16 protein-coding genes and 1 tRNA gene are annotated in these 21,833 nt (G+C 44.6%); 5 read left to right on the forward strand and 12 right to left on the reverse strand.

Annotated elements, in window-relative coordinates; genetic code table 11:
- Positions 1–424 precede the first annotated feature (424 nt).
- From JOC27_RS10800 to JOC27_RS10830, 7 genes are all read right to left on the reverse strand, one after another.
- Complete coding sequence (locus JOC27_RS10800) at positions 425–1,669, reverse strand: L-lactate MFS transporter (RefSeq protein ID WP_205007310.1); 1,245 nt, start codon at positions 1,667–1,669, stop codon at positions 425–427.
- Between the two features lie 340 nt (positions 1,670–2,009).
- Positions 2,010–3,155: a mannitol-1-phosphate 5-dehydrogenase gene (locus JOC27_RS10805; RefSeq protein ID WP_205007311.1), complete on the reverse strand. Its 1,146-nt coding sequence runs from the start codon at positions 3,153–3,155 to the stop codon at positions 2,010–2,012.
- A 6-nt stretch (positions 3,156–3,161) separates the two neighbouring features.
- A complete protein-coding gene (locus tag JOC27_RS10810; RefSeq protein ID WP_205007312.1) occupies positions 3,162–5,252 on the reverse strand; it encodes a BglG family transcription antiterminator in 2,091 nt (696 codons plus the stop codon).
- Positions 5,253–5,311: 59 nt separating this feature from the next.
- The gene (locus JOC27_RS10815) at positions 5,312–7,222 is read right to left on the reverse strand and encodes a PTS mannitol transporter subunit IICBA (RefSeq protein ID WP_205007313.1); all 1,911 of its coding nucleotides are present in this window, start codon (positions 7,220–7,222) and stop codon (positions 5,312–5,314) included.
- A gap of 305 nt (positions 7,223–7,527) precedes the next feature.
- Entirely contained in the window at positions 7,528–7,710 is a 183-nt protein-coding gene (locus JOC27_RS10820) for a YvrJ family protein (protein ID WP_205007314.1), read from the reverse strand.
- A 113-nt stretch (positions 7,711–7,823) separates the two neighbouring features.
- Positions 7,824–8,039 (reverse strand): DUF2922 domain-containing protein, encoded by a 216-nt coding sequence (locus JOC27_RS10825; protein ID WP_205007315.1) that lies wholly within the window; start codon positions 8,037–8,039, stop codon positions 7,824–7,826.
- 41 nt (positions 8,040–8,080) lie between these two features.
- Positions 8,081–8,299 carry a DUF1659 domain-containing protein gene (locus tag JOC27_RS10830; protein ID WP_205007316.1) on the reverse strand — a complete coding sequence of 73 codons (219 nt, stop codon included), beginning with the start codon at positions 8,297–8,299 and terminating at the stop codon, positions 8,081–8,083.
- A 179-nt stretch (positions 8,300–8,478) separates the two neighbouring features.
- Here JOC27_RS10830 and JOC27_RS10835 point away from each other — a divergent pair, with 179 nt between their 5' ends.
- Positions 8,479–9,417: an aldo/keto reductase gene (locus JOC27_RS10835; RefSeq protein ID WP_205007317.1), complete on the forward strand. Its 939-nt coding sequence runs from the start codon at positions 8,479–8,481 to the stop codon at positions 9,415–9,417.
- Positions 9,418–9,671: 254 nt separating this feature from the next.
- Positions 9,672–10,061 (forward strand): Rid family detoxifying hydrolase, encoded by a 390-nt coding sequence (locus JOC27_RS10840; RefSeq protein ID WP_205007318.1) that lies wholly within the window; start codon positions 9,672–9,674, stop codon positions 10,059–10,061.
- A 64-nt stretch (positions 10,062–10,125) separates the two neighbouring features.
- Here the strand turns inward: JOC27_RS10840 and JOC27_RS10845 are convergent, their stop codons facing one another.
- From JOC27_RS10845 to JOC27_RS10860, 4 genes are all read right to left on the reverse strand, one after another.
- The gene (locus tag JOC27_RS10845) at positions 10,126–12,810 is read right to left on the reverse strand and encodes a cation-translocating P-type ATPase (protein WP_205007319.1); all 2,685 of its coding nucleotides are present in this window, start codon (positions 12,808–12,810) and stop codon (positions 10,126–10,128) included.
- Positions 12,811–12,996: 186 nt separating this feature from the next.
- Positions 12,997–14,766 (reverse strand): Ig-like domain-containing protein, encoded by a 1,770-nt coding sequence (locus JOC27_RS10850; RefSeq protein WP_205007320.1) that lies wholly within the window; start codon positions 14,764–14,766, stop codon positions 12,997–12,999.
- A 392-nt stretch (positions 14,767–15,158) separates the two neighbouring features.
- The gene (locus JOC27_RS10855; RefSeq protein WP_205007321.1) at positions 15,159–15,527 is read right to left on the reverse strand and encodes a TIGR02328 family protein; all 369 of its coding nucleotides are present in this window, start codon (positions 15,525–15,527) and stop codon (positions 15,159–15,161) included.
- A gap of 845 nt (positions 15,528–16,372) precedes the next feature.
- Positions 16,373–16,445 (reverse strand) — tRNA-Ala (locus JOC27_RS10860).
- A gap of 279 nt (positions 16,446–16,724) precedes the next feature.
- On the opposite strand from JOC27_RS10860, the gene JOC27_RS10865 reads away from it, so the two are divergent.
- From JOC27_RS10865 to JOC27_RS10875, 3 genes are all read left to right on the forward strand, one after another.
- Positions 16,725–18,110, forward strand: coding sequence for an amino acid permease (locus JOC27_RS10865; protein ID WP_205007322.1), 1,386 nt, complete (start codon positions 16,725–16,727; stop codon positions 18,108–18,110).
- 265 nt (positions 18,111–18,375) lie between these two features.
- Complete coding sequence (locus JOC27_RS10870; protein ID WP_205007323.1) at positions 18,376–19,260, forward strand: DNA adenine methylase; 885 nt, start codon at positions 18,376–18,378, stop codon at positions 19,258–19,260.
- Positions 19,260–20,570, forward strand: coding sequence for a type II restriction enzyme (locus JOC27_RS10875; protein WP_205007324.1), 1,311 nt, complete (start codon positions 19,260–19,262; stop codon positions 20,568–20,570). Before JOC27_RS10870 ends, JOC27_RS10875 begins: the two co-directional genes overlap by 1 nt.
- Positions 20,571–20,624: 54 nt before the next feature.
- Here the strand turns inward: JOC27_RS10875 and JOC27_RS10880 are convergent, their stop codons facing one another.
- A complete protein-coding gene (locus JOC27_RS10880) occupies positions 20,625–21,713 on the reverse strand; it encodes a metallophosphoesterase (protein ID WP_205007325.1) in 1,089 nt (362 codons plus the stop codon).
- Between the last annotated feature and the right edge of the window lie 120 nt (positions 21,714–21,833).

The raw sequence follows: 21,833 nt of genomic DNA on the forward strand, positions 1-21,833 counted from the left end.
ATATATCTTGCCTTGATTTATCACTGTTTGATGGTACTCATTCAACAGGAAACAGATACAAAGCACTCACTGCTTAAACTTAACCGATGGTTAAAAGCATTGCTTTGGCAATCCGGCAAAAAACTGATTCAGCGTATTAAATTTCAAAGGAAGCCAAAGATTACTTAGAAAAAGGGCTCAGTCGCTGTTACCCTTGAATTAATTGGATAATATTGTAAATATGGATAAGATCACCTCTTGAGTGGTTATTGAGTTTTTTAATTCAAGAAGGCCCAAACTAATTCTGATTATTCACATATTTAAGACTTTAATTTTTATGCAACGCTAGTAATTTCCTAACATAAAAAATAATCCCTCAGCCTGTGTTCAAGAATAAATTATTAGCTGAAGGAGAGCTATTTTTTTAATTTCTCAAAAGGATTGATCAGTGACTTTCATGCTCTTGCAGTTTCTGCGCGATAAAGAAAGGAACACGTTTTGTACCTGGCGCATGAAGCAGGCGTGCAATCACCGATGCAATCATACACATTATCGCAATGAATTGAAACGTTGGCGCGAATCCGCCAAGCATACCCGAGATAAACGATACGCTTAACCCGCCGATACCAAATCCTTGATAAATAATTCCGTAGTTGCGGCTTTGATTTTCTAGGCCGAAGAACTCGGAAACAATGGTCGGAAAGATGGTAATGTTGCCGCCAAAGCAAAAGGCAACACTAGAGACACAGATAAAATACACGATAAAGGTTAATTTAAATTCACTGAGTATTAACGCTGCAATTGCTGTAACAAGCAGTGATCCGGCAATGATTTTTAGGCGTCCGACATGATCGGATACTGTGCCAAGCACAATTCGGCCTGTCGTATTAAAAATCGCTACCAGTGCAACTGCATTAGCGGCACTTGCCAGAGTCAATCCAGCGAGTGTGACGCCAATATTTGCCACACTTCCAATTAAATACAAACCACTCATGCATGCGGTGAAAAGAACGAAGAACAAAAGATAGGCCTCTTTCGTATGCAACATTCTTTTAGGATTATATTCCTTCTGCTTGGATAAGTTTGCTGCTTTTTGTACCGTATTAATGGCAGCCTCCTTAATCATTACTGCGCCAACAGACAGCATGAGCACCATGATGATTCCCCAATAAATAAAGGTCTGCGTCAGTCCGACATGCCCAAGTAAAAACCCAAGAAGATATTTAAACAGAAGACTGCCTGTACCATATGCGCCAACAGCGATACCTGAAATTAAGCCTCTTTTTTCAGGAAAACTCTGAATCGCATTCGACAACGTGGTCATATAAGCAATGCCGTTTGATGCGCCAACAAGAATGCCCGCACAAAGATAAAGTGTCCAGAGTGAAGAAGCAAACGAGCTAAGAATTAACCCCGTTCCCATGCTGACTCCAGTAAGCAAGAGCAGTCCTCGAATGCCCAGTTTTTTTTGAATACTGCTTGCAGATAACGTAGCGAAAGATAACGCGAAGCTCATGATCGAAAACGTGGTTGCTACCATTCCGACACTCCATCCGTAACGATCAGCGAGCGGTTGATTAAATAAACTCCATGTATATATCGTTCCTAAAGCAATCATAGCAATTACCGTTCCGATCAATACAGAAACACGACTATTCCGCATTTTTGTGATTGATTTCACATTTTCCATTGCTATATGCCTCCCTAAATTTTTATCTGTAACGGTTTCAACACAATCATTATAAAGGGAAAAAAGCGTTGGATAAGCGTTTTTGAATGAGATGCTTTTTATTCGGCATCAAGTACTCTTCTTATGGAATGAATGGTTTTAAGCATTTTTAATCAAATTGTATGGCCAATCACGTAAAGGGGAAAATCTCCCCGTTATAACTTTCGGGCGCATCGCAGGCATCCTCATGCAAGCAAAATTCTGCTTGTTTTCTTATCTCTTGTAAAAAAAAGCGCAGGTTCTCGTGCCTCGAACGGCATGAAAACCTGTGCTTTTTGTTCAAAATATTTTTTCCGCGTGTTTAATGTTCCACTTTAACCATCTGGCTGAATGCACGGAGAACAGCCTGAGCGATTGGGTGGTCTTCAGGCAAACCGCACACATCCTTCAAAACAGCTGCCGCCCCTTGTTCCTGCAATTGTTTCTGTAGCGCTGCGGCTTCACTGTCTTCCTGATAATCAAAGTGCAGGCAGGCAGCAATCGCCTGAGCCAGATGTTGATAGGAAAGGCCAAGTTTATATGCTTCCACCGCCGGTTTGACGAGCCGATCCGATGCACCTAATTTACGCAGCGGGGAACGCCCAACACGGGTCACATCATCGTTAAGCTTCGGATTTTGGAAACGATGGATGATTTTTTCAATATATTGTTCATGAACTTTCGGATCAAACTGGTGTTTCTGAATCAAGTAAGCACCGGTTTCTTCAAGTGTCGCCTTGACCTGTTCAGCGATCGCCGCGTCTTGAAGAACCTGATGGATTTTTTGCTTACCGGCAAGATAACCGAGGTAAGCCGTTACTGCGTGACCGGTATTCACCGTGAACAATTTTCTTTCAATATAGGGGGACAGATCAGGAACCGTCTGCATCCCTTGAATCGGGGGAATCGGTTCACTCGATTCAACGATCCACTCATGATAATCCTCAACCAGGACATCCAACGGTTCATCATTATGCTGAAGCGGCACGATTCGGTCAACAGCAGAATTGAGAAAGAACACATGTCCTGATATTTTTTCCATCTGTTCTTGATCAAGCGCTTTCAAAACTTCGGTCTTCAAGGCATCCGTCGCGTTAATCTGATTTTCACAGGCAATCACATATAATTTTTCCGTATTTGTCCGTGCTGCGATACCGCGCGCAATTAGCGGCGCGATAAATGGCAACACTTTCGGACCGATAGCCGTTGTGACAAATTCTGCTTCGTTGATTGCTGCAATGACACGTTCCGGGTCCAGCTGATTATTAATTCCTGAAATATTCGTTATCTGGTACGTTTCCTGCGGTTCCGAGGCAGTTCTTACATAATAAGCGTCTTCCGTATTCAATAGATTAATAAGATCGGCTGCAATATCAACGAACGTGACATGGTAGCCCGATTGGGCAAACAACGCGCCAATGAAACCCCTTCCAATGTTACCTGCACCAAAATGAACAACGTTTTTCATAAATGATCAGTCCTTTGATAATTTATTTAATAAAAATTGATAGAAATTGTTTTCTAGTTTCGTGCGAATGAGTTTTTCGTTCGCTGAAGCAAAGAGCAACATACTTTCTCTATCTGCGACAAGCGAGGCACTCACCGTACTGATAATTTCTTGTTCGAGCGGCGTCATCGGATCAGGTGCGATGAGGATCAAAATGTCACTGACCACCTGATAGCTTCCGTCCATGCTAAGCAACCTGAATGCTGTTTCTGTGTGTGCAATTTGAAAAGTGATATGGTCAACCGTTTGATCCAGGCAATGATAAAGCGCCATTGTCGTTTCAGGAATCGCTAGACCGGCCACTTTCTCCCGCATCAGCAATTTACGGACAACCTGATCCGGATCACCAACGACCCTTTTTTCCTTTAAATCATTCATCACCGTCTGCAAGACTTCTTCAACCGTATCTGCTTGCTGAAGCGTCATCACTTGGAAGTCGCGCAATAATCCGCGAATCGAACGAATCGCCGTCTCCGTCTTATTCATAAGGGCTTCAAGCGGACGCTCTTGCTTTTTTTCCACCTTTTTCTGACGCTTTGAAAAGGGCACCGGTAATAAATGTTGCTTCTGAAGGCCATGAATGACCTCGCGAATTTCTTTTATGTTCTCTTTACTGAGAAGCGGATTGACGAGAATGCAAGGAATCGGTTGTTTCGGCAAATGTACCGTCGTTAGAATCAATTCGAAATGGTGCAAATCCAACTTGTTCATATCACCTATCGAAGAAACAGATAGTGAGACCGCCTCTGGAAATTCTTTGTTCAAAAGCGTTGCAAGCATTCGTGAAGCGCCGATACCGGTCGGACAGACAACCAACGTGCGAATCTTAGCTGCTTTTCTACCCTGTTCAATTGCTGCGCCGAAGTGAAGCACGATATAAGCTGTTTCTTCGTCAGGGAAGGCAATGTCTGGAAAAACCTGGTCAAGACATTCACTAACAATCGAAAATAGAGTTGGGAACTGTGCTTTCACCTGATCCGTTAATGGGTTCGGCGCCGGCATATTCTTGCGGATTCGGAACACCGAAGGCTCTAGATGCGCAAGCAGTCCTTGAAAAAGTGAGAAATCTCTGGTCATATCCCAATGCAATTTTTTGGAAACATGCTGGATCAATTGTTTGACGTTCTGCCCCGTAATCACCCTATCGTAATAAAGTGATTCAGCATTCTGAAACCTGGAGCTTCTCAAAACGATCGTAAGAAATGTCTTTTCCCATTCGCTTAGTCGTATTGTCAATCTTTCCTCAAGCACCGATGTAATCTGATTAATAATCGGATAGGCCTCAGTGTTCTCGGACCAATTACTTTCCAACTGGTCTGGTTTTCCAATCTGATGTCCAGATGCATAACGCTGATACGCGATGCATACTTGCAGCAGGAAACCGATATAGTCGCTATCTGCCAGTTCTGCATACATTTCGCGGATATATTTTCTTGTCACCCGATCAATTTCGGCCAAATAATTTGGCTTGAAATAATGGAGAATCAAGCGTTTGGTCGCATCTTCCGGTTTATTCACTCTAAAAATTTCTTCAATTAATTCTTCATTGAAATAAGTCAGATAGAAGTTACCCAGCGCCATGCGCTTGCTGCGTTCGGTGCCTTCCAGTTGAAGACCGACACCGCGCTTACGTACGAGTGAGAGGTCAAAATCCTTAAGCCATTCATCCAAATCATTCAAATAGGAAGCAAGTGTTGTCACGGATATGCCGAGATCCTTAGCCAGTGGACCGATTTTTATCGGCTCATTCTGCCGCATCGCCTCAAGTAGCAAAAGCAGCCTGCGTTCCTTCGTTGACAAATCGAGCGGTTGAATCGTTGAGAGCTTCTGAACAAGCTTATAAACCGATTGATCAGGACCCGTGATCCGCAGGCTATTATTTTTCTCCTGCTCCAAGCGTAAACCAAGTGGATCAAGTGTTTTCTCGATTTTCTTCAGATCACGTATCACGGTTCTTACACTGACTTGCAGGTAAGAAGCGATGGATAAAGTCGTATGTCTCCCACTCGTCTTGAGCAGAAGCTCAATGATCGCCTTTTCACGGTTTGTTAAAAACATCGTGTTCTCTGTCTCCCCACTGCCCTGCTAAGGATTTTTCCTTAATTATAGAACACTAATCATGCCTTTTCCTTGATCGCCTCTTCAATCACGTGCAACAATTGTTCCTTAGTCTGGGCGTCCGCCATTTTGCGCACATTGCTGATTTCTGAACAAGCAACGGCAATTTTAGACAGAATGCTCAAATGACTGTTATTTTTGCCAGCGATACCAAAGACGAGATGCACCTTATTGCCGTCGAAAGATACGCCATCGGGAACCTGAACAATTACCACGCCCGAATCAAGTATGTCTTTCTTCGCCTCTTCTGTGCCATGTGGAATGGCTATTTCATTGCCCATATATGTCGACATATCTTTATCACGTTCAATCATTCCATCGATATAGGAAGGCATCACATAGCCGTTATCGACTAGCGCCTGACCCGCGAAGCGAATCGCCTCTTCTTTGCTGGAAAATTTCCGATCCAAATAGATATCTGACTTTTTCAGAACAAGTTCATCCTGTGCAGCGTCCTGATCCTGCGCCACTGCCTTCGTTCCAAGTTCCGAGGCCTCTTTTTTTGTCAGTAAAAGATTAATTAACGCATCGTATTTGGAACTATCGAGAAAATTATCCACACTCACATGGTAGGCTTGCGGTGCCCGTTCCTTTGCCCGACCGGTTAAACCTTCCTGAGTGACAACAATCTGAGCGTCATTAGGAATGGAGCTGACCGCAACATTCGTTACATAAATATCAAGACCCGCAGCTTTGATTTTCTTTTTCAAGAGCGAAGCACCCATCGCGCTCGAACCCATTCCTGCGTCACAAGCAAAGACAATTTTTTCAACTGAGCCTGGGTCAAGTGTGTTGGTTTGCGTAAGCACATCCGATATTGAACTTTTCTTTCCCTTAAGCGCTTCCATTTTTTTCGTTGCTTCATCCAAATCACCTGCAGCGCTCTTATCCAATTTCAAAATGAAGCTGGAAATCAAGAAGGAAACCGTAAATGAAACGAGAACATCAGCGATATTCGCTAGAAAAATCGGCACAGATTTAGGTGTAACAAGCAGTACAGCGATAATACTCCCTGGAGATGCCGGACCAACCAAGCCACCGTGCAGCGTGACCAACGTAAAGACACCGCTCATTCCGCCAAGAATTGTTGCGAGAATCAATTGCGGCTTCATCAGAACATAAGGGAAAAAGATTTCATGAATACCGCCGAAAAAGTGGATGATTGCCGCTCCTGGTGCCGTCTTTTTCGCATTTCCTTTACCAAAGAAGCTGTAAGCGATCAGAACGCCCATACCAGGGCCAGGGTTTGCCTCAAGTAAAAATAGAACCGAATGACCGAATTGTTTGACCTGTTCCAATCCAATTGGCGTCAATACGCCATGGTTGATCGCATTATTCAGGAAAAGCACTTTACCTGGTTCAATAAATAAACTAGCGAGCGGCAGCATGCCTGTATGAATCAGCCACTCAACACCACTGGCAAGTATGGAACTTGCCGTATCAAAAATCGGACCGAATGCCCAGTAACCAAGGATTGCGAGAATAGCACCTAAAATACCGGATGAGAAATTATCAACTAACATCTCAAAACCGGTTTTTATTTTTCCTTCAATCAACTTATCAAACTTTTTAATTAAATAGCCGCCAAGTGGACCCATGATCATTGCACCGAGAAACATCGGCACATCCGTTCCGACAATAATCCCGGCCGTAGCAATTGCGCCGACCACGCCGCCACGATGCCCGCACACCAGCTTGCCTCCGGTGTAACCAATCAATAGCGGTAGCAAATAGGTGATAAACGGACCCACTAATTCAGCAAGTTGTTTATTCGGCCACCAACCAGTTGGAATAAAAAGGGCTGTGACAATACCGAACGCGAGAAACGCGCCGATATTTGGCAAAATCATCGAACTTAATGCATTGCCGAATTTCTGAATGCCTATTTTCAAACTTTTCTCTTTTGGCATCTTTGTTCTCCTCCTTCTTTTGAACCGCTTACAATTTTTACAAGACTTACTTTCGCCTTACAAGATAATTATAGGATCGGGCAGCAGGCGGTCACAACACAAACTAAAGCCAAGTTTGTCACGGCAAAGATGACAACGTTCACATTTTGTTTATTTGTTTAGCGTTTTCACATATTGACATTTTAATTTTTATCATAATTTTATTCTGGATTTCCTTTATTCCATCGAATTTTTTTTCATTGTTACCGTATAAAAAAGATGCCCCAAAGCGCGACGGCTTTTGAGACATCTTAAACGGTGCATGATTAACCTTGTTTCTCAACCGGCGCGAGCAACGGGTCATCCGGACGCGCGCTATGCTGAGCTGTGGGCAGCATCCGTACAGAATCGATCAGCTCATCCAGCTTGCCTTCAATGCGATACAAGAGAAAAAACGTCACAACTGCTGGGAAACCGACATCTTTAATCAGCGACAGCCAAACATCCATCTGAACAAACCTCCTTCACATCAAAGTAGGGATAGACAGTTTATCGGCAATTTAACGCGGCAAACTTTTAAAAAGCCGGAGAGGCAACAGACACTCTCCGGCTTTTAGTAATCTCAGCCCAGCTCAATCGGTGTGATGATGCTTTCCGACACGCGCGCCGACTTGATGCTTGTCAGCTGTCCACCTGCCGATGTAAACACATTGCGTGTGATAATCTCGGTCATCGCATCTTTTACAGCAACAGCGTTCACAGGTTCCATCGGATCATTCAAAGACAGCGTGACGCTTTTCCCTTGTTCATTCAGAAAAACGAGATCGATTTTTTTCATCCGTGCGCCTCCTTTCCCTTTACTTGCAGCTGCCCATGCGATTAAGCGGTAATGTCAATCTTGTCGTTGCGTTCAATCGAAATCAGCGCGTATTTCTGTAGCGGTTGTAATTTCTGGGCAACCGCGAACAGGTCGTCATACGGCGCACCGTTTTTGATATTGCGGAACGATTTTGTGATCACAATCTGCTTGCCATCGCTACCATTCCCACCGTCAAACGTCATAACCAGTGCTGAAGCAGCTATCGTGTTCGTCGCCATGTCCCTCACCCCCTTCATCCTATCAGTAGGGGGCGCACGCTTTTCCGGTGAGAACAATTTAATTTTTAGAATCAAGCATGAAATATTTTTCAATCTCTAGCTTTCAAGCATGAAAGCGGATTTTTATCATTTGCTATGTTATAGTGATAGCGATAAATATGAAATGGAGGGATATATTGATGAATCGTGTAAAGATCGGGAAAAGCCAAGTCACGACAGCGCCGCTTGGACTGGGTACAAATAAAGTCGGTGGACACAATTTATTTTCCAATTTATCAGAGTCAGATGGTCGGGAGACCGTTCGCGCTGCGCTTGAATCAGGGATTCAACTACTCGACACAGCCTTTATGTATGGGAAAGGACGCTCTGAGGAATTAATCGGTGAAGTGATCGCTGATTTTCCAAGGGATCAAGTGATCATCGCCGATAAGGCCGCGCATGACTTCTCAAGTGGTGAAATGGTTCTGAACAACGATCCGCAATTTCTGAAAAAATCGGTGGACGATGCGCTCCAACGACTGAAAACAGATTATATCGATATTTTCTATATTCATTTCCCAGATGATAAGACGCCAAAAAGCGAAGCAGTCGGCGCGCTTCAGGAAATGCGCGAGGCAGGTAAAATACGGGCGATCGGTATTTCTAACTTCACGCTGGAGCAAGCGAAGGAAGCGAATCAGGATGGTTATGTTGATGTCGTTGAGAATTACTATAGCCTGATTCACCGAGATGAAGAAAAACAGCTTTTTCCTTATTTGAGAGACGCGAATATTTCTTTTGTCCCGTACTTCCCCCTCGAATCTGGGCTACTCACCGGCAAATACACAAGCGACACAATATTTGCTGAAAGCGATCCACGAAGTAAAAATGAGAAATTCACGGGTGAATCATTTAAAAAAGCAATGCAAGCAGTCGATAAAATCCGTCCGATTGCTCGTCAGCATCATGTCAGCGTGCTCCAGACAGTGTTGGCATGGTATCTGGCGAATCCTGATCTGACTGCTGTAATTCCAGGGGCCCGTAACGCCAGTCAAATTCCAGGACTCGTGCAATCGCTTGATCTCACCCTGACAAAAGAAGAATACGATTTGATCGACAAAAGCTTCACGGCTTTGTAAATCTTGTTGTTCAACATAAGAGTAGCGGATCGAAAAAAAGTGCCTCAAGCGGCACTTTTTTTGTTTCATCGCGAACCATTACCTCAAGTTTTCCTATGGGATGCATTGCGAGGATCTCAATTGGTTCGCTTTCTCGCAGGATCCAAACACGCTGCGCCACATTTTTACATAAAAACTTCTTTCTAACAACATTTGATTTAAACTGGACCTTCTTCTAAAATAACAGTAATTAGAAGCAGGAAGGATGGAGAAAAATGTTAAAAAAAATAGAAACCCTTGATGCACCGCAAGCAGTCGGGCCCTATTCACAGGCAGTTCAGGCCGGTGATTTTGTCTATTTGTCCGGGCAGATACCGCTTGATCCGAAAACAGGAAAACTGGCTGAAGGCGGCATCGCCGAACAGGCAGTGCAAGTATTCCATAATATCCACGCGGTGCTTGCTGCTGCAGGTCTCTCTTTCGCTGATGTCGTCAACGTGACGGTTTATTTGGCTGATATCAACGACTTTCAACTGGTGAATAAATGCTATGCCGACGTGTTCACTGGTGACGTTCTTCCTGCACGCTGCGCGGTCGGCATCTCTGCCTTGCCGCTTGGTGCGAAGCTCGAAGTCGCTTGCACGGCCTACTCTGGTAATAAATAAATAGTGACTCATAACAAAAAGGGGACGCCTCATTCTGGCGTCCCTGTTTTTATAAATTGCGAACTTACCTTTCTTTTTTCATTCTCCTTATTGCCTTGATGCTTTCATTGGCAAGCAGCGGGATTAGTGCAAAAATGATAACAAGCAACCATTCCCGAAAATTTAGGGGCTGTACATGGAAAGCCCGTGCCAGGAAAGGGAGCGAAATCACGAGAATTTGCAGTAGAATACCCACCGCTACCGCACCGATGAGATAAAAATTTGAAAAAAGCCCTTTTTTGAGCAATGATTCGTGCTGGCTTCGCAGTGACAGCGAATAAAACAGCTGTGAGACAGCGAGTACAACAAAAGCCATCGTTTCCGCTTCATTTAAGGCACCCGCAGCGATGTGACTCGAATACAGGCCGTAGCCACGGGTGCTGAGACCGTAAGTAAAAGCAAGCAAAGTCAGCACCCCTATCAATAGGCCGCCGATAATCGCCTGAAAGGCTGCACCATGGGCAAAAAAGCTCTCTTTCGGATCACGTGGACGCTCCTGCATCACTTTTTTATCCCCGGGATCGACACCAAGCGCGATTGCTGGGAGCGAATCGGTAATCAAATTGATCCAGAGAATCTGAGTCGGCAGAAGCGGTACCGGCCAGAAAAAGACGATTGGCAGAAATATCGCTAGAATCTCGCCGAAATTGCAGGACAACAGGAAAATAACTGTTTTGCGGATATTATGATAAATCGTCCGTCCTTCCTCAACTGCTGCGACGATCGTCGTAAAATTATCATCGGTCAGAATCATATCGCTCGCGCCTTTGGAAACATCGGTTCCGGTGATCCCCATCGCGACGCCAATATCCGCACGTTTCAACGATGGCGCATCGTTGACCCCGTCGCCTGTCATTGAAACGACTTTACCTTGGGACTGAAAGGCTTTGACAATTTTCACCTTATGTTCCGGCGACACGCGGGCAAAAACGCGATAGCGATCAATTTTTTCATAAAATTCCGCTTCCGGCATGGCATCAATCTCCCGACCGGAAAGCGATTGTTCCAAAGAGGTCGCGATGCCGAGGTCGATCGCGATAGCAGCGGCGGTATGCTGATGATCGCCCGTAATCATCACCGGCGTGATCCCGGCTTGTTTCGCGTCCTGAATCGCATCCTTGACTTCGAGACGCGGCGGATCGATCATCCCGACGAGCCCGGCAAGAATCAAATCAGACTCCATTTGTTCCGGTGCAAGGGTCGTCTCGGTATCTTTGAACGCAGCACCGATTACACGCAACGCTTGATCGGACATCGCCTCTGCTGCTTTTAAGAAATCAGCGGCAATTTCCTCGTTCAATGGCACTATTTTCCCATCTATCCAAGCACGATTGGCATGATTCAGCAAATTATCAATAGCGCCTTTGGTATGCACACGAAAATTTTTCCCATGACGATTCACCGTTGACATGAGCTTCCGATCACTGTCGAACGGCCGCTCGGCCTGGCGTTCCCGGCCAATCACGAGCTTCTTCTTTTCAAGATGGTAGATCTCGCCAAGCGCAACAAGCGCGATTTCTGTTGGATCACCGGTCCCTTCGCCGTTTTCATACGTTGCATCCGTACACAAAATTAGCGTCGTCAGCAATTCTTTCTCATTCGGATCAGCTGTTGCCGTGCCTTCTTGTGGCACGACACGCAAATGACCAAACGTGTAAATTTTTTGCACGGTCATCTTATTCTGAGTCAGCGTCCCTGTCTTATCCGAACAAATGACAGACACGGCGCCTAGCGTTTCCACTGCTGGTAATCTTTTCACGATCGCATGGATTCGCGACATGCGCGTGACGCCAAGCGCAAGAACAATCGCGACAATCGCCGGTAGCCCTTCAGGAATCGCCGCAACTGCCAGACTGATAGCCGTCAGAAACATCTCAAACAAATTGCGCCGCTGAATCAAAGCAACGATGAAGATAACCAGGCAAATCACAAGCGCAATGACGCTCAAACTCTTTCCCAATTCTGCGAGCTTCTTTTGCAGCGGCGTCAATGTTTCCTCATCCGCATCCAATTCTTTGGCGATTTTCCCCATTTCGGTCGCCATGCCCGTTGCCACCGCGATCCCTTCGCCACGGCCATACGTCACGAGTGTCGTCATAAAGGCGCAATTTTTCTGATCACCGATTGGTGTCTGATCGTCATCAATTCGGGCAGACGCGTCTTTCTCTGAGGGCACGGATTCGCCCGTCAAAGCAGACTCCTCAATTTGCAAATTTGCGCTTTCCGTCAGTCGCAAATCAGCTGGAATATAGCGTCCGGCATCAAGAATGACGACATCCCCAGGCACCACGTCCTTTGCGTTGATTTCGCGGATCTCCCCGTCACGCCGAACCAGTGCTTTCGGTGTCGTCATTTGCTGTAATGCCTCAAGCGCTTTGCCTGCTTTTTGTTCTTGAAAGACACCAATCACCGCGTTCAGCAAAACAACGCAAACGATAATCACCGCATCGGTATACTCGCCAATGATGATAGTAACGATCGCCGCGGCGAGCAGCACGTAAATCAACATATCTTTCAGCTGCGCAACAAAAAGCGCGAGTAAACTTTTCTTTGGCTTGCCTTTTAGCGCGTTGGGTCCGAATTTCTTCAGCCGCACTTCCACCTCAGCCGCGCTGAGTCCCCGGCGCGGATCAACACCCAACTCTTCGATAAGTTGATCCACTGTTTTTAAGAACCACACCGATCCCGACACTCCTTTCCCGCCATTCATCCTCACTATATCTTTTCCCTGTTTTTGCGAATGTTATTGATGAAGAGCGGGTGATGTGCTAAAATCCTTTTCACGGCTTCGATCTAACTTTTTCGATTCGGCCTAACTTTTCACGGCTCTATAATTCTTAAACATGAAATAAAAATCCGCTTCTCCTTGAAAGTATTTGGAGAAGCGGATACCTTTTTATCTGACCGTGACGATCCGTGCAGTGCTGCGGTTGCCGGAGCGGTCTGTCGCGTAAATTTTCAATTTCTTACCGTGTGATTGTAACTTTTTCAACCGTACCCGAAATTTTCCATGTTTACTAACTGTTCCGGATCCAAGTCGCGTGCGGCCATGATAGATCGTAATTTTGGATGACCGCTCAGCCGTTCCGCTGACATAGCGTTGATACCGGTGGATCCGTTGGACACGCGGCCGAGCCGGCGGCGTCCGATCGAGAACAGTAACAATCCTTGAGAGCCCAGCGTTACCCGCTGAATCTTCCGCGAATACATAGAGCCTGCTTCCCCCGTGTTGAAGTGGCACGGTCACTGAGAAATGGCTAGCGTTGTCTGCCTGCGTCTGTTCAAGAGTCCGCGTGCCATTCGTTACAATCACGGTATTCCCGGCCTCTGCTGTGCCGGAAAGCACCGTTTGATGGTCAGAGAATGGCGCAAGCGACGGAATGGCTGGTGGATCAAAATCCTTATTCGCATCCGACAAATTGATATAAACAAGGTCGGCGCCTTTATTCGCTGGAACGGACGTCCCATTGAGCCGCGCGATCACTGCGCCGCCGCCGTTCAATGAGTAACCCGATAGAGTGCCGTTGAATAGCTGTTTATGAATCTGACTGAACCCTGGCTCATCATGAAAGCCGTAGCGCCCTGTAGGTTCGTTAAGATAAAGCGCCAACCGGAAATCTGTCATAAATTGTCCGAAAGTCAGCGTTGGGCTAATATAGCGCCGAATCACATCTTGAACGGCTCGATAGCCGCTCGACGGATCATGAATCAAATCTTTGTAAATAACAAATGCCTGCTGACCACTTTGGATTCGCAAATATTGAACAAACAAGTAGGCAAGCGAGTAATTACCAAGGCTGTCTGAGCTGTCCGACCATTGCGTGAGCGACAGGCCTCGGGCAATTTCAGAATCCAAATTATAATAATCGATTCGATCTTGCAGCACATGGCCAGAATAGGCCTGCTCGGCAGCCATTGCCAGCCCCTCATTGAGCCATGTCACCATCTCGTTATGTTTGTCGACAAGCACCCGCTGGTTGAAATTAATCAGATGCTGGAATTCATGAGCCAGCGTTGTCTCCATTCCGCTAAGCGGATTGCCGTCAGTCACCTGCGACGTGTCAACATAAAGCACTTCCGCGTGATTGGCCTGACTGGCGCCGGTCAAATCATCCGGATCAAAATAGCCGCTCGCAAATCCGCCATCCGTCCCTTGACCATCATTAATGGCATAACACAGAATATTGATTCGGCCATTTCCATCCACATCGGAAGGATTGCCGAACAGATTCACATCGAGCGGGTAAATGGTCGAATCAAAAGATTGCCCCAGCTGAGCCGCTTGATTCGTGGAAAAACCGCTCCCTTTGACCCAAACCATCGCGCGGCTTCCTTTATACCGCAGCGTGGCTGAAATTTGCTTGCTCGTACCATCGTTCAAATTATAAACCCAGAATTTTTTTACATTGCCTACCGCAAGCGAACGCAATACGGGGTGCTTTTTTGTTGCGAGAATTTTGCTTTTATTTTTTGCTGAGAGCGGCTTAACATCAAAAAGATGCCGATCTTGCAGCGTTCCTGCAGTTTCCGAACCCGTTGCGGCAGACGACTCATTGCTGACCAGAACCAAATGACTTGGCAGATCGGCTGCTGATGCCCCAACCTGAGGCTGAATAATCAAGGCGAGTAGCAGACAAAGAAGGACTTTTCGATACGTTGGTTTCATTGTGATCCCTCCGCATTCCGTAAAATAGAAATCTTGTTATCTCTTAATCTATCATACAATATGTCCGGTTTTTTTTCAGAATTTGACAGCCTTTTTTTTCAGCACGGTCGTAGAAAGCGCAAAAAGAGAGATTTTATTCATACGAAAAGTGAAACAAGCAGTAGGACTGAATGCATCAAAACATAGTCAATTCATTTACTAGCGTATTAGAAAAACTTGGCATAGCCAAGTCCTTTTTCAACAATTGCTTTCAGTTGCTTGCCGCGGGCGCGCCGTCTCCTCAAACAAGCGAGAATCTGCGGGGGCTCACTTGGCTCGCTTTTCCCGCAAGGCGCCAGCACACATTGCCTTTGGGTCAGAAAAACAACAGCAGATTTTAACAAAGCCAATTGTTAAAGTGTGATGACAATGCCTTTATTTTGTAAATTTAATAAGCAGGATTTTAAATACTGATCATCGTGCTCTGGATATATAGGATAAGTTAAAGATAAACTTTCAAGTTGCTTATATTTTAAACATTTATTTCCTCTAAAAAGCGGATCCTCCCATCGCCTATCTGGATGATACCCACGCTTCTTCATTTCACTAATTACAAGTATATGGAACTGAAATAGTTTATACGGAGAATGATTAAAAACATAGTTTACTGTTGCATGAGGTCTCCCCCAACCATTCCCTCTAAGCGCCGCACATTCTCGATGCTGTCCTAACAATTGCTGCCTCGGCAAACAATGAATTAATTGTTGATGCCACAACCTCACTTTTAATCACTTCACTTTTTATCAATATATTCACTGAAAATCTTAGAATGGATAAGATAAATGACATTATATTTGACCGCTAATTTTGCTAAGTATACGCCCAACAAAACTGTATTAGGCGTTAATTCATCCAACAGCGTAAGATACTTCTTTTTCTTTTCATTGTTCGCTATTAAAAACTTGGCTTAGCCAAGTCCTTTTTTAAATTGCGCTTCGGGCTGCTCGCTTGCCGCAGGCAGGACGGGAGCCTCCTCGGACAGACAGTAATCTGCGGGGTCTCACTTGGCTCACTTTTCCCGCAAGGCGCCAGTGCACCATTTTTGTGCAAAAATCTTTAACTTTCTTATTTCTTTAGAAAAACTTGGCAAGCTAAGTAATTTGAAATCTTTCTTAACGTATAAAATAACCCCATATGTGGATATACATTAGTGAGTGTTGCCTTTGTGGGTTGTAGCGCAGCTGAATCACGAATTAATTTTTCATACGCAGCCTGTTATTCGTCTGTCCATTCGTTATTTTTAAATAATCGCCGAATTTTATCCTAGTGATGCTGCGAATGCGCCATTATCAAATATTTATTTTGTGCCCATGATTGTTCTCAATAATTAATAATAATTCCCCCAGCTTAAGCTTCTTTTAACAATGACTATGCTTTTCTAAGTTCAAATCTTAAAATTTTTCTCTGCTATGAGATCTTTCTCAATTATTTCAATAAGCACAAAAAAATCCTCCTTAGCGAGACACAAAAAATGTGATACCAAAGAGGATTTCGGGTTACCAATGAACCTTATATAGATCTATTTTTTTAGCAACCCTAAAACAAACACTGTCCTAGCAACAAATAATGGAGCATAGGGGGCTCGAACCCCTGACCTTTGCGCTGCCAGCGCAACGCTCTCCCAGCTGAGCTAATGCCCCGTTCCCACATAAAGCTTTAAGCCACTATGAGCTTAGTACAAAAATTATGTTACATTATTTCCTACATAGAGGTCAAGAAAATTTGTAGCAATCGCACACTAGAGGTTGGGCAGTGGGGAAGTGGTACTGAGAAGCTCGTACAAGCGATCGGCTGATAGAAACCAGAAAAATGAATCGATACGACACAAAAATAATCTCTTTTTAACCAGAATATTTTTTCATCGCTCGCAAAAACTAATAATAAAACAACTGTTGGCGCAGTCGAAGGGATTTGCTGTAGTGAAAAGAATCGATCATCCAATCATGACTCGAGTTAGTCAGCAAGCGAGGAAAAACAGTCGGTTAGGTCAGGAGGCAAGTATTCGCTGGTGGCAACTGGCATTGATAGGCATCAGTTCCGTGATCGGCGCTGGATTCTTTCTCGGTTCGAGTCTCTCGATTCATGCTGCTGGAGCCTCTGTGCTAATTGGTTACTTGATTTCCGGAATTACCGCACTGACCGTTTTTTCGTCATTGGCGGAAATGACAGTTAATGATCCGGAGCGTGGTTCATTTCGAACGTATGCCAAAAAAGCTTATGGCAGCGGGTTTGCTTTCGTTTTCGGATGGATTTACTGGTTCGCTGGGCTGCTGATCGTCTCTAGTGAGATTACCGCGCTTGCCACGTTTACCCGCTTCTGGTTCCCCCATGTACCGCTTTGGCTTTTGTGTATTCTTTTTGCAGCTGTTGGAACAGGGATTGTCCTCAGTGGCGTGAAAAATTTTGGAACCATTGAATCTTTTTTCGCCATCATCAAAACTTCAGCACTGATTGCTTTTCTTCTTTTTGCGTTGATTATTTTCTTGAAAGGCAGTAATTTACCACCAAGGCTACATAGCCCGTTTCAATCCGGTCTATTTCCAAACGGTTTTTTTGGATTATGGCAAAGCCTGATTGTCACATTGCTTTCTTTTGGTGGCATTGAAATTGTCGGGCTTACCGCTGATCGTTGCCGAACAGACAAGGAAGTACTTCAAGCTGGGTTTTCAATGATAGGCGTCTTATTGGCTATTTATCTCTCGTCCCTGGCAGCGATACTTGCGCTCGCCAAATTCCCTCAGATTGATCCCAATCAAAGTCCTTTTGTCACAGCGCTTGCTATTGTCCGCGTGCCCTATATCGATAGCATGTTTAATCTGATTATTTTAACTGCGGCCTTCTCAACAATGCTTGGCGCGCTTTATTCAATGACAACGATTCTTGGGGCACTGGCTGACGATGACGCAGCCCCCCGTTTCTTGAAGAATCACAAAAGCCAGCAAAAACGTTGCCTTGCCGTTACCTTTCTATTATTGATCGTACTGATCAGTAGTTCTTATTTTCTTCCAAAAACAGTCTATGAATACCTTGCAACAGCTGCTGGGACCATGCTGCTATTGAATTGGTTAAACATTCTCCTGTCGAATCTGAAAAACCGAAAGAATTACCACGGGTTACATTGGCGGCTTAAATTCCAACCGTTTTTCGCATGTTTCGGGATACTCATCATTCTATTCAGCATCTGTGGCGCGCTATTCAATGACCATCAGCGCGTCAGTGTGCTGCTTTCTGTGAGTATGCTTTCTGCCCTCTCTTTTATTTATTTGCTCAGAAAAAAAGCACACGGAAATAAAGAGCAAATCTAACAACTGTTTTTGGAAAACCGCTCAGTTCTTATTTGCAGAAAATAAGCTTTATTGCCCTCTTGCCACAGGCCGCTACCTCCTGGAGATTGGCGACGTGCTTCCGGCGATTGGATGTTCACTTTGTCTACAGGCCTCTTGAGCCATTCCCCTCATTTTTAGAAAAATGATTTTCTCGTGCCTGAGCAACATCCCCTATGTGTCGTCATGATCAGCCTATACGAACGAACGTTTTTACGATAGGATAGACAAGAGACCATCAAAAGGAATGAAAAAGACTTTGACGAAGAATGAACGTGTCCAACCATTTTTGAAATGGGCTGGCGGCAAGCGGCAATTGCTTGCTAATCTCCGACAATTTTATCCCGCAACGTTTAAAAGATATTACGAGCCTTTTGTCGGTGCAGGCGCTGTGTTCATGGACATACAGCCGCAGCACTTGACCATTAATGATTTTAATAATGAACTGATTAATGCTTATCTCGTTATTCAGAATGATGTTGACCACCTGATTGCGCTCTTGAAAACACATGCGACCAATAATTCTAAAGAATACTTTTACAAAATTAGAGAGCTGGACCGCAACGGCACGATTGATGAAATGGATCCTGCAGAACGGGCGGCAAGGCTTATCTATTTAAATAAAACTTGCTATAACGGGTTATACCGTGTCAATTCAAAAGGACAATTCAATGTGCCCTTCGGCAACTACAAAAACCCCAATATTGTGAACGAGCCAATATTAAATGCGGTCAGTCTCTATTTGAATAAAAACAGAGAGACAATTGACATTCTAAACGGCGATTTCGAAGCAGCTTGCGCGCAAGCGAATGAGGGGGATTTTGTTTATTTCGATCCGCCTTATGCGCCGGTTGCGTCTATTAAACAATCCTTTGTCAGCTATACATTAAACGGTTTTGGTGAACAGGAGCAGAAGCGGCTTCGTGATTTATTTGTGCGTTTGGACAAGAAAGGATGCTTTGTCATGCTTTCCAACGCTGATGTGCCGCTCATCCGAGATTTGTACTGTGATTATGCGGACACCACCTATGTCGTTGGCGCCACGCGTGCGATTAATAGCAACAGCAGTGGCCGTGGAAAAGTTAATGAAGTGATTATTACCAATCGTTATCCCTATAAGGAGTTCACTTGATGACTGCCATTGATCATGCATGGATAAATCTTTTCAAACAATTCTCGATCTTGAATCAGGTGAATCAAAATGGGTTATTTCAGATAACCGCTGCGCAAATTAATGCGAATCAAGGGCTTGAAAAACGTGTGGATGCTCGCTTAATGGCTAAATTTGATCATAAAAGCCAATTGCCAACGATTTTTCGCGAGCATGATCTGGCGATTCTCCCGATTTCCAGAGGGACATACTGCATTGGTCATTTCAAAGCTTATGCCGACATCGCCTATGATGAATTGATTAAGCCAACGCCAAAAACTTTTCCTGAAACGATTGATTCGGTTAGCCCTTATGCCATTACGAGCGAATCGGTTGCCTTAAATTTGGCTTATGCAAGCGGCATGGTCAATGATGTATTGCAAACAATTAAAGGGACGCCTTGTTTTCCCGCAATATCCGGTAGACTCGGCAGTCCCCTGATGCATTTTGTTATTAATGGAAGCAAAAAGAAGTATGCTGCTCAGCATTTAGCCGTTGCGCACAGCCAGATTGAAATCGACGCGTCCTATGAAAATAGAGAGCAAATCGGAATCTTCGAAGCCAAGCTTCATATTCCTAAAGATTTTCTCGTCCGGCAATTATACTATCCATATACTTTTTTCAAACAAATGAAGCTCCGTAAGAAAATTGTTCCGATCTATTTCACTTATGTTGCCAATATCTTCAGCTTTCACATTTTTGAATTTACTGATGACTTGAATTATTCATCGATAAAAGAAGTCCGGCATATCGATTTTGCTTTTAAAAACACTCTAGATATAACACGCGCCGAGATCGAGCAAAAAATCAGAGAGACGCGTCCCCGACCAGAGCCGAAGGAAGTGCCTTTCCCTCAAGCGGACAACTTTTTACGCTGCCTGAATTTGATCAGTTTTTTATCAGAAGGTGAAAAAACGCGTGAAGACATTGCCGCGTTTTTCGGCTTTGATCCCCGTCAATCCGATTATTATTTCAACGCATTAAAATATCTCGGCTATGCCAATAAGGATGTAGCAGGCAAAAGAATTTTGACAGCTAAAGGCCAACAGATCAACAAGATAAAAGATTTAAAAAAAGGAAAGCTGATGATCATCGAAGATATTCTGCAACACAAAGTTTTTAAAACTGCTTTGATCAAAAGCTTAGAACAAGGTGAAGTTATCAGCAAAGAGCAAGCCAAATATTTAATTGTTCAAGATACCGGACTCTCGGTCGATTCAGACACGCCAAACCGCAGAGCGTCGACTGTCAGAAGCTGGATAAATTGGATAGAAAACGTGATTACAATCTAAGATTTTTCACTCGATAATCGCCTTTAAATCAACAACCGTTGTTTCCCTGACTGATCAGTCAAAATCAAAGTGAAACGCGAAGTTGTCTTTATTTTTCTTGAAGGCATGCGTGCGTCCAACTTGCGGCGAGAACGTGCGGACGTAAACTTTGTCATGTTTCAGATCAAAACCGATAACACGAATATAACCCTGTCCACCTTTAAGCGATTGATAGTCTGAAAGCATCTGCATCACCTGGCGATCAGGCTTGCCGTCCAAATTGTCATCAATCGCGTCAATCCGTCGCGCCGCGCCATAGCTATGCCCATTCATCACAATTTTCACATTCGGATTCGGTCGAACAACGCGCTGAAAGATCCGCTCTCCCTGCAGGCTTCTTTGGCCGCTGCCGTTCAGATAGTCATGGACGTAGAGAATAGCTGTCCGATCGCCGTACAGCCGCAGCACTTGATTCATCCAACTGATTTCATCGCCGCTAATCCCCCATCCCATTGCCAGCATAATATATTTCTTACCATCAACATCAATCAGGTCGAAATGCCCCCGATTATTTTTATACGATCCACCGTACCATGGATTCCAAAGATAGCGCGGCTCACCGAAATATTGATAATAGGGCCGATAATTGGTCAAATAGCCGACGTCATGATTGCCTGTAATGACCCCGTAAGGTACGTGCGCCTGGTCAAGAATTGCCATCGCGCGATCTGCCGTTTTCCACTGGTAGGGTTGATCAAAATTGTTGACGATATCACCGAGATGAAAAATGTATTTCAAATTCAACGCCTGTTGATTTGCAACAAACCATTGATTCATTTTGCGGAATATATCCGGATGCGATTTGCTATAAAATTGTGTGTCCGGCAAAACACCAAAGGTAAAATCGATCGAAGAAATGCCTTTAAAAAGTTTATGGCTGACTTTTTTCCCATCCGGAAGATTGCCCAGTGTCACATCTGGCTTACGTAAGTAAACAGAATCTGGTGGCGCCTGGTGCCCTGCACTGGCAATTGCTTCTTGATGCGCAGATCCTTTGCCCCCCCAACAAATCAAGGGGACGACGGCGAGAATGATTGCCGCAAGTGTCAGATAGAATACGCGTAATGGCTTACCCGTCATTTTATTTTTGAAATGGGGCATCATCGCTATCCGGCCTCCCTGCCTCAGGCTGATCCATGCCGTTATTATGTCCCTTTTCTGCCATTTCTCTCATAACAGCAGGAAAAGAAGCAGGCAATTGCCGACCCGGACAGAGTCGTGTAT

Source organism: Sporolactobacillus spathodeae, from assembly GCF_016908935.1.
GTDB lineage: Bacteria > Bacillota > Bacilli > Bacillales > Sporolactobacillaceae > Sporolactobacillus > Sporolactobacillus spathodeae.

What these genes read in the sequence shown, in the direction of transcription:
- JOC27_RS10825 (WP_205007315.1), bottom strand. Translation starts at nt 8,039, where the DNA reads ATGAAAAAAATCGATCTCGTTTTTCTGAATGAACAAGGGAAAAGCGTC.
- JOC27_RS10850 (WP_205007320.1), bottom strand. Translation starts at nt 14,766, where the DNA reads ATGAAACCAACGTATCGAAAAGTCCTTCTTTGTCTGCTACTCGCCTTG.
- JOC27_RS10880 (WP_205007325.1), bottom strand. Translation starts at nt 21,713, where the DNA reads ATGATGCCCCATTTCAAAAATAAAATGACGGGTAAGCCATTACGCGTA.
- JOC27_RS10870 (WP_205007323.1), top strand. Translation starts at nt 18,376, where the DNA reads ATGAAAAAGACTTTGACGAAGAATGAACGTGTCCAACCATTTTTGAAA.
- JOC27_RS10810 (WP_205007312.1), bottom strand. Translation starts at nt 5,252, where the DNA reads ATGTTTTTAACAAACCGTGAAAAGGCGATCATTGAGCTTCTGCTCAAG.
- JOC27_RS10845 (WP_205007319.1), bottom strand. Translation starts at nt 12,810, where the DNA reads ATGAATGGCGGGAAAGGAGTGTCGGGATCGGTGTGGTTCTTAAAAACA.
- JOC27_RS10875 (WP_205007324.1), top strand. Translation starts at nt 19,260, where the DNA reads ATGACTGCCATTGATCATGCATGGATAAATCTTTTCAAACAATTCTCG.
- JOC27_RS10820 (WP_205007314.1), bottom strand. Translation starts at nt 7,710, where the DNA reads ATGGATGTTTGGCTGTCGCTGATTAAAGATGTCGGTTTCCCAGCAGTT.
- JOC27_RS10815 (WP_205007313.1), bottom strand. Translation starts at nt 7,222, where the DNA reads ATGCCAAAAGAGAAAAGTTTGAAAATAGGCATTCAGAAATTCGGCAAT.
- JOC27_RS10835 (WP_205007317.1), top strand. Translation starts at nt 8,479, where the DNA reads ATGAATCGTGTAAAGATCGGGAAAAGCCAAGTCACGACAGCGCCGCTT.
- JOC27_RS10805 (WP_205007311.1), bottom strand. Translation starts at nt 3,155, where the DNA reads ATGAAAAACGTTGTTCATTTTGGTGCAGGTAACATTGGAAGGGGTTTC.
- JOC27_RS10800 (WP_205007310.1), bottom strand. Translation starts at nt 1,669, where the DNA reads ATGGAAAATGTGAAATCAATCACAAAAATGCGGAATAGTCGTGTTTCT.
- JOC27_RS10830 (WP_205007316.1), bottom strand. Translation starts at nt 8,299, where the DNA reads ATGGCGACGAACACGATAGCTGCTTCAGCACTGGTTATGACGTTTGAC.
- JOC27_RS10840 (WP_205007318.1), top strand. Translation starts at nt 9,672, where the DNA reads ATGTTAAAAAAAATAGAAACCCTTGATGCACCGCAAGCAGTCGGGCCC.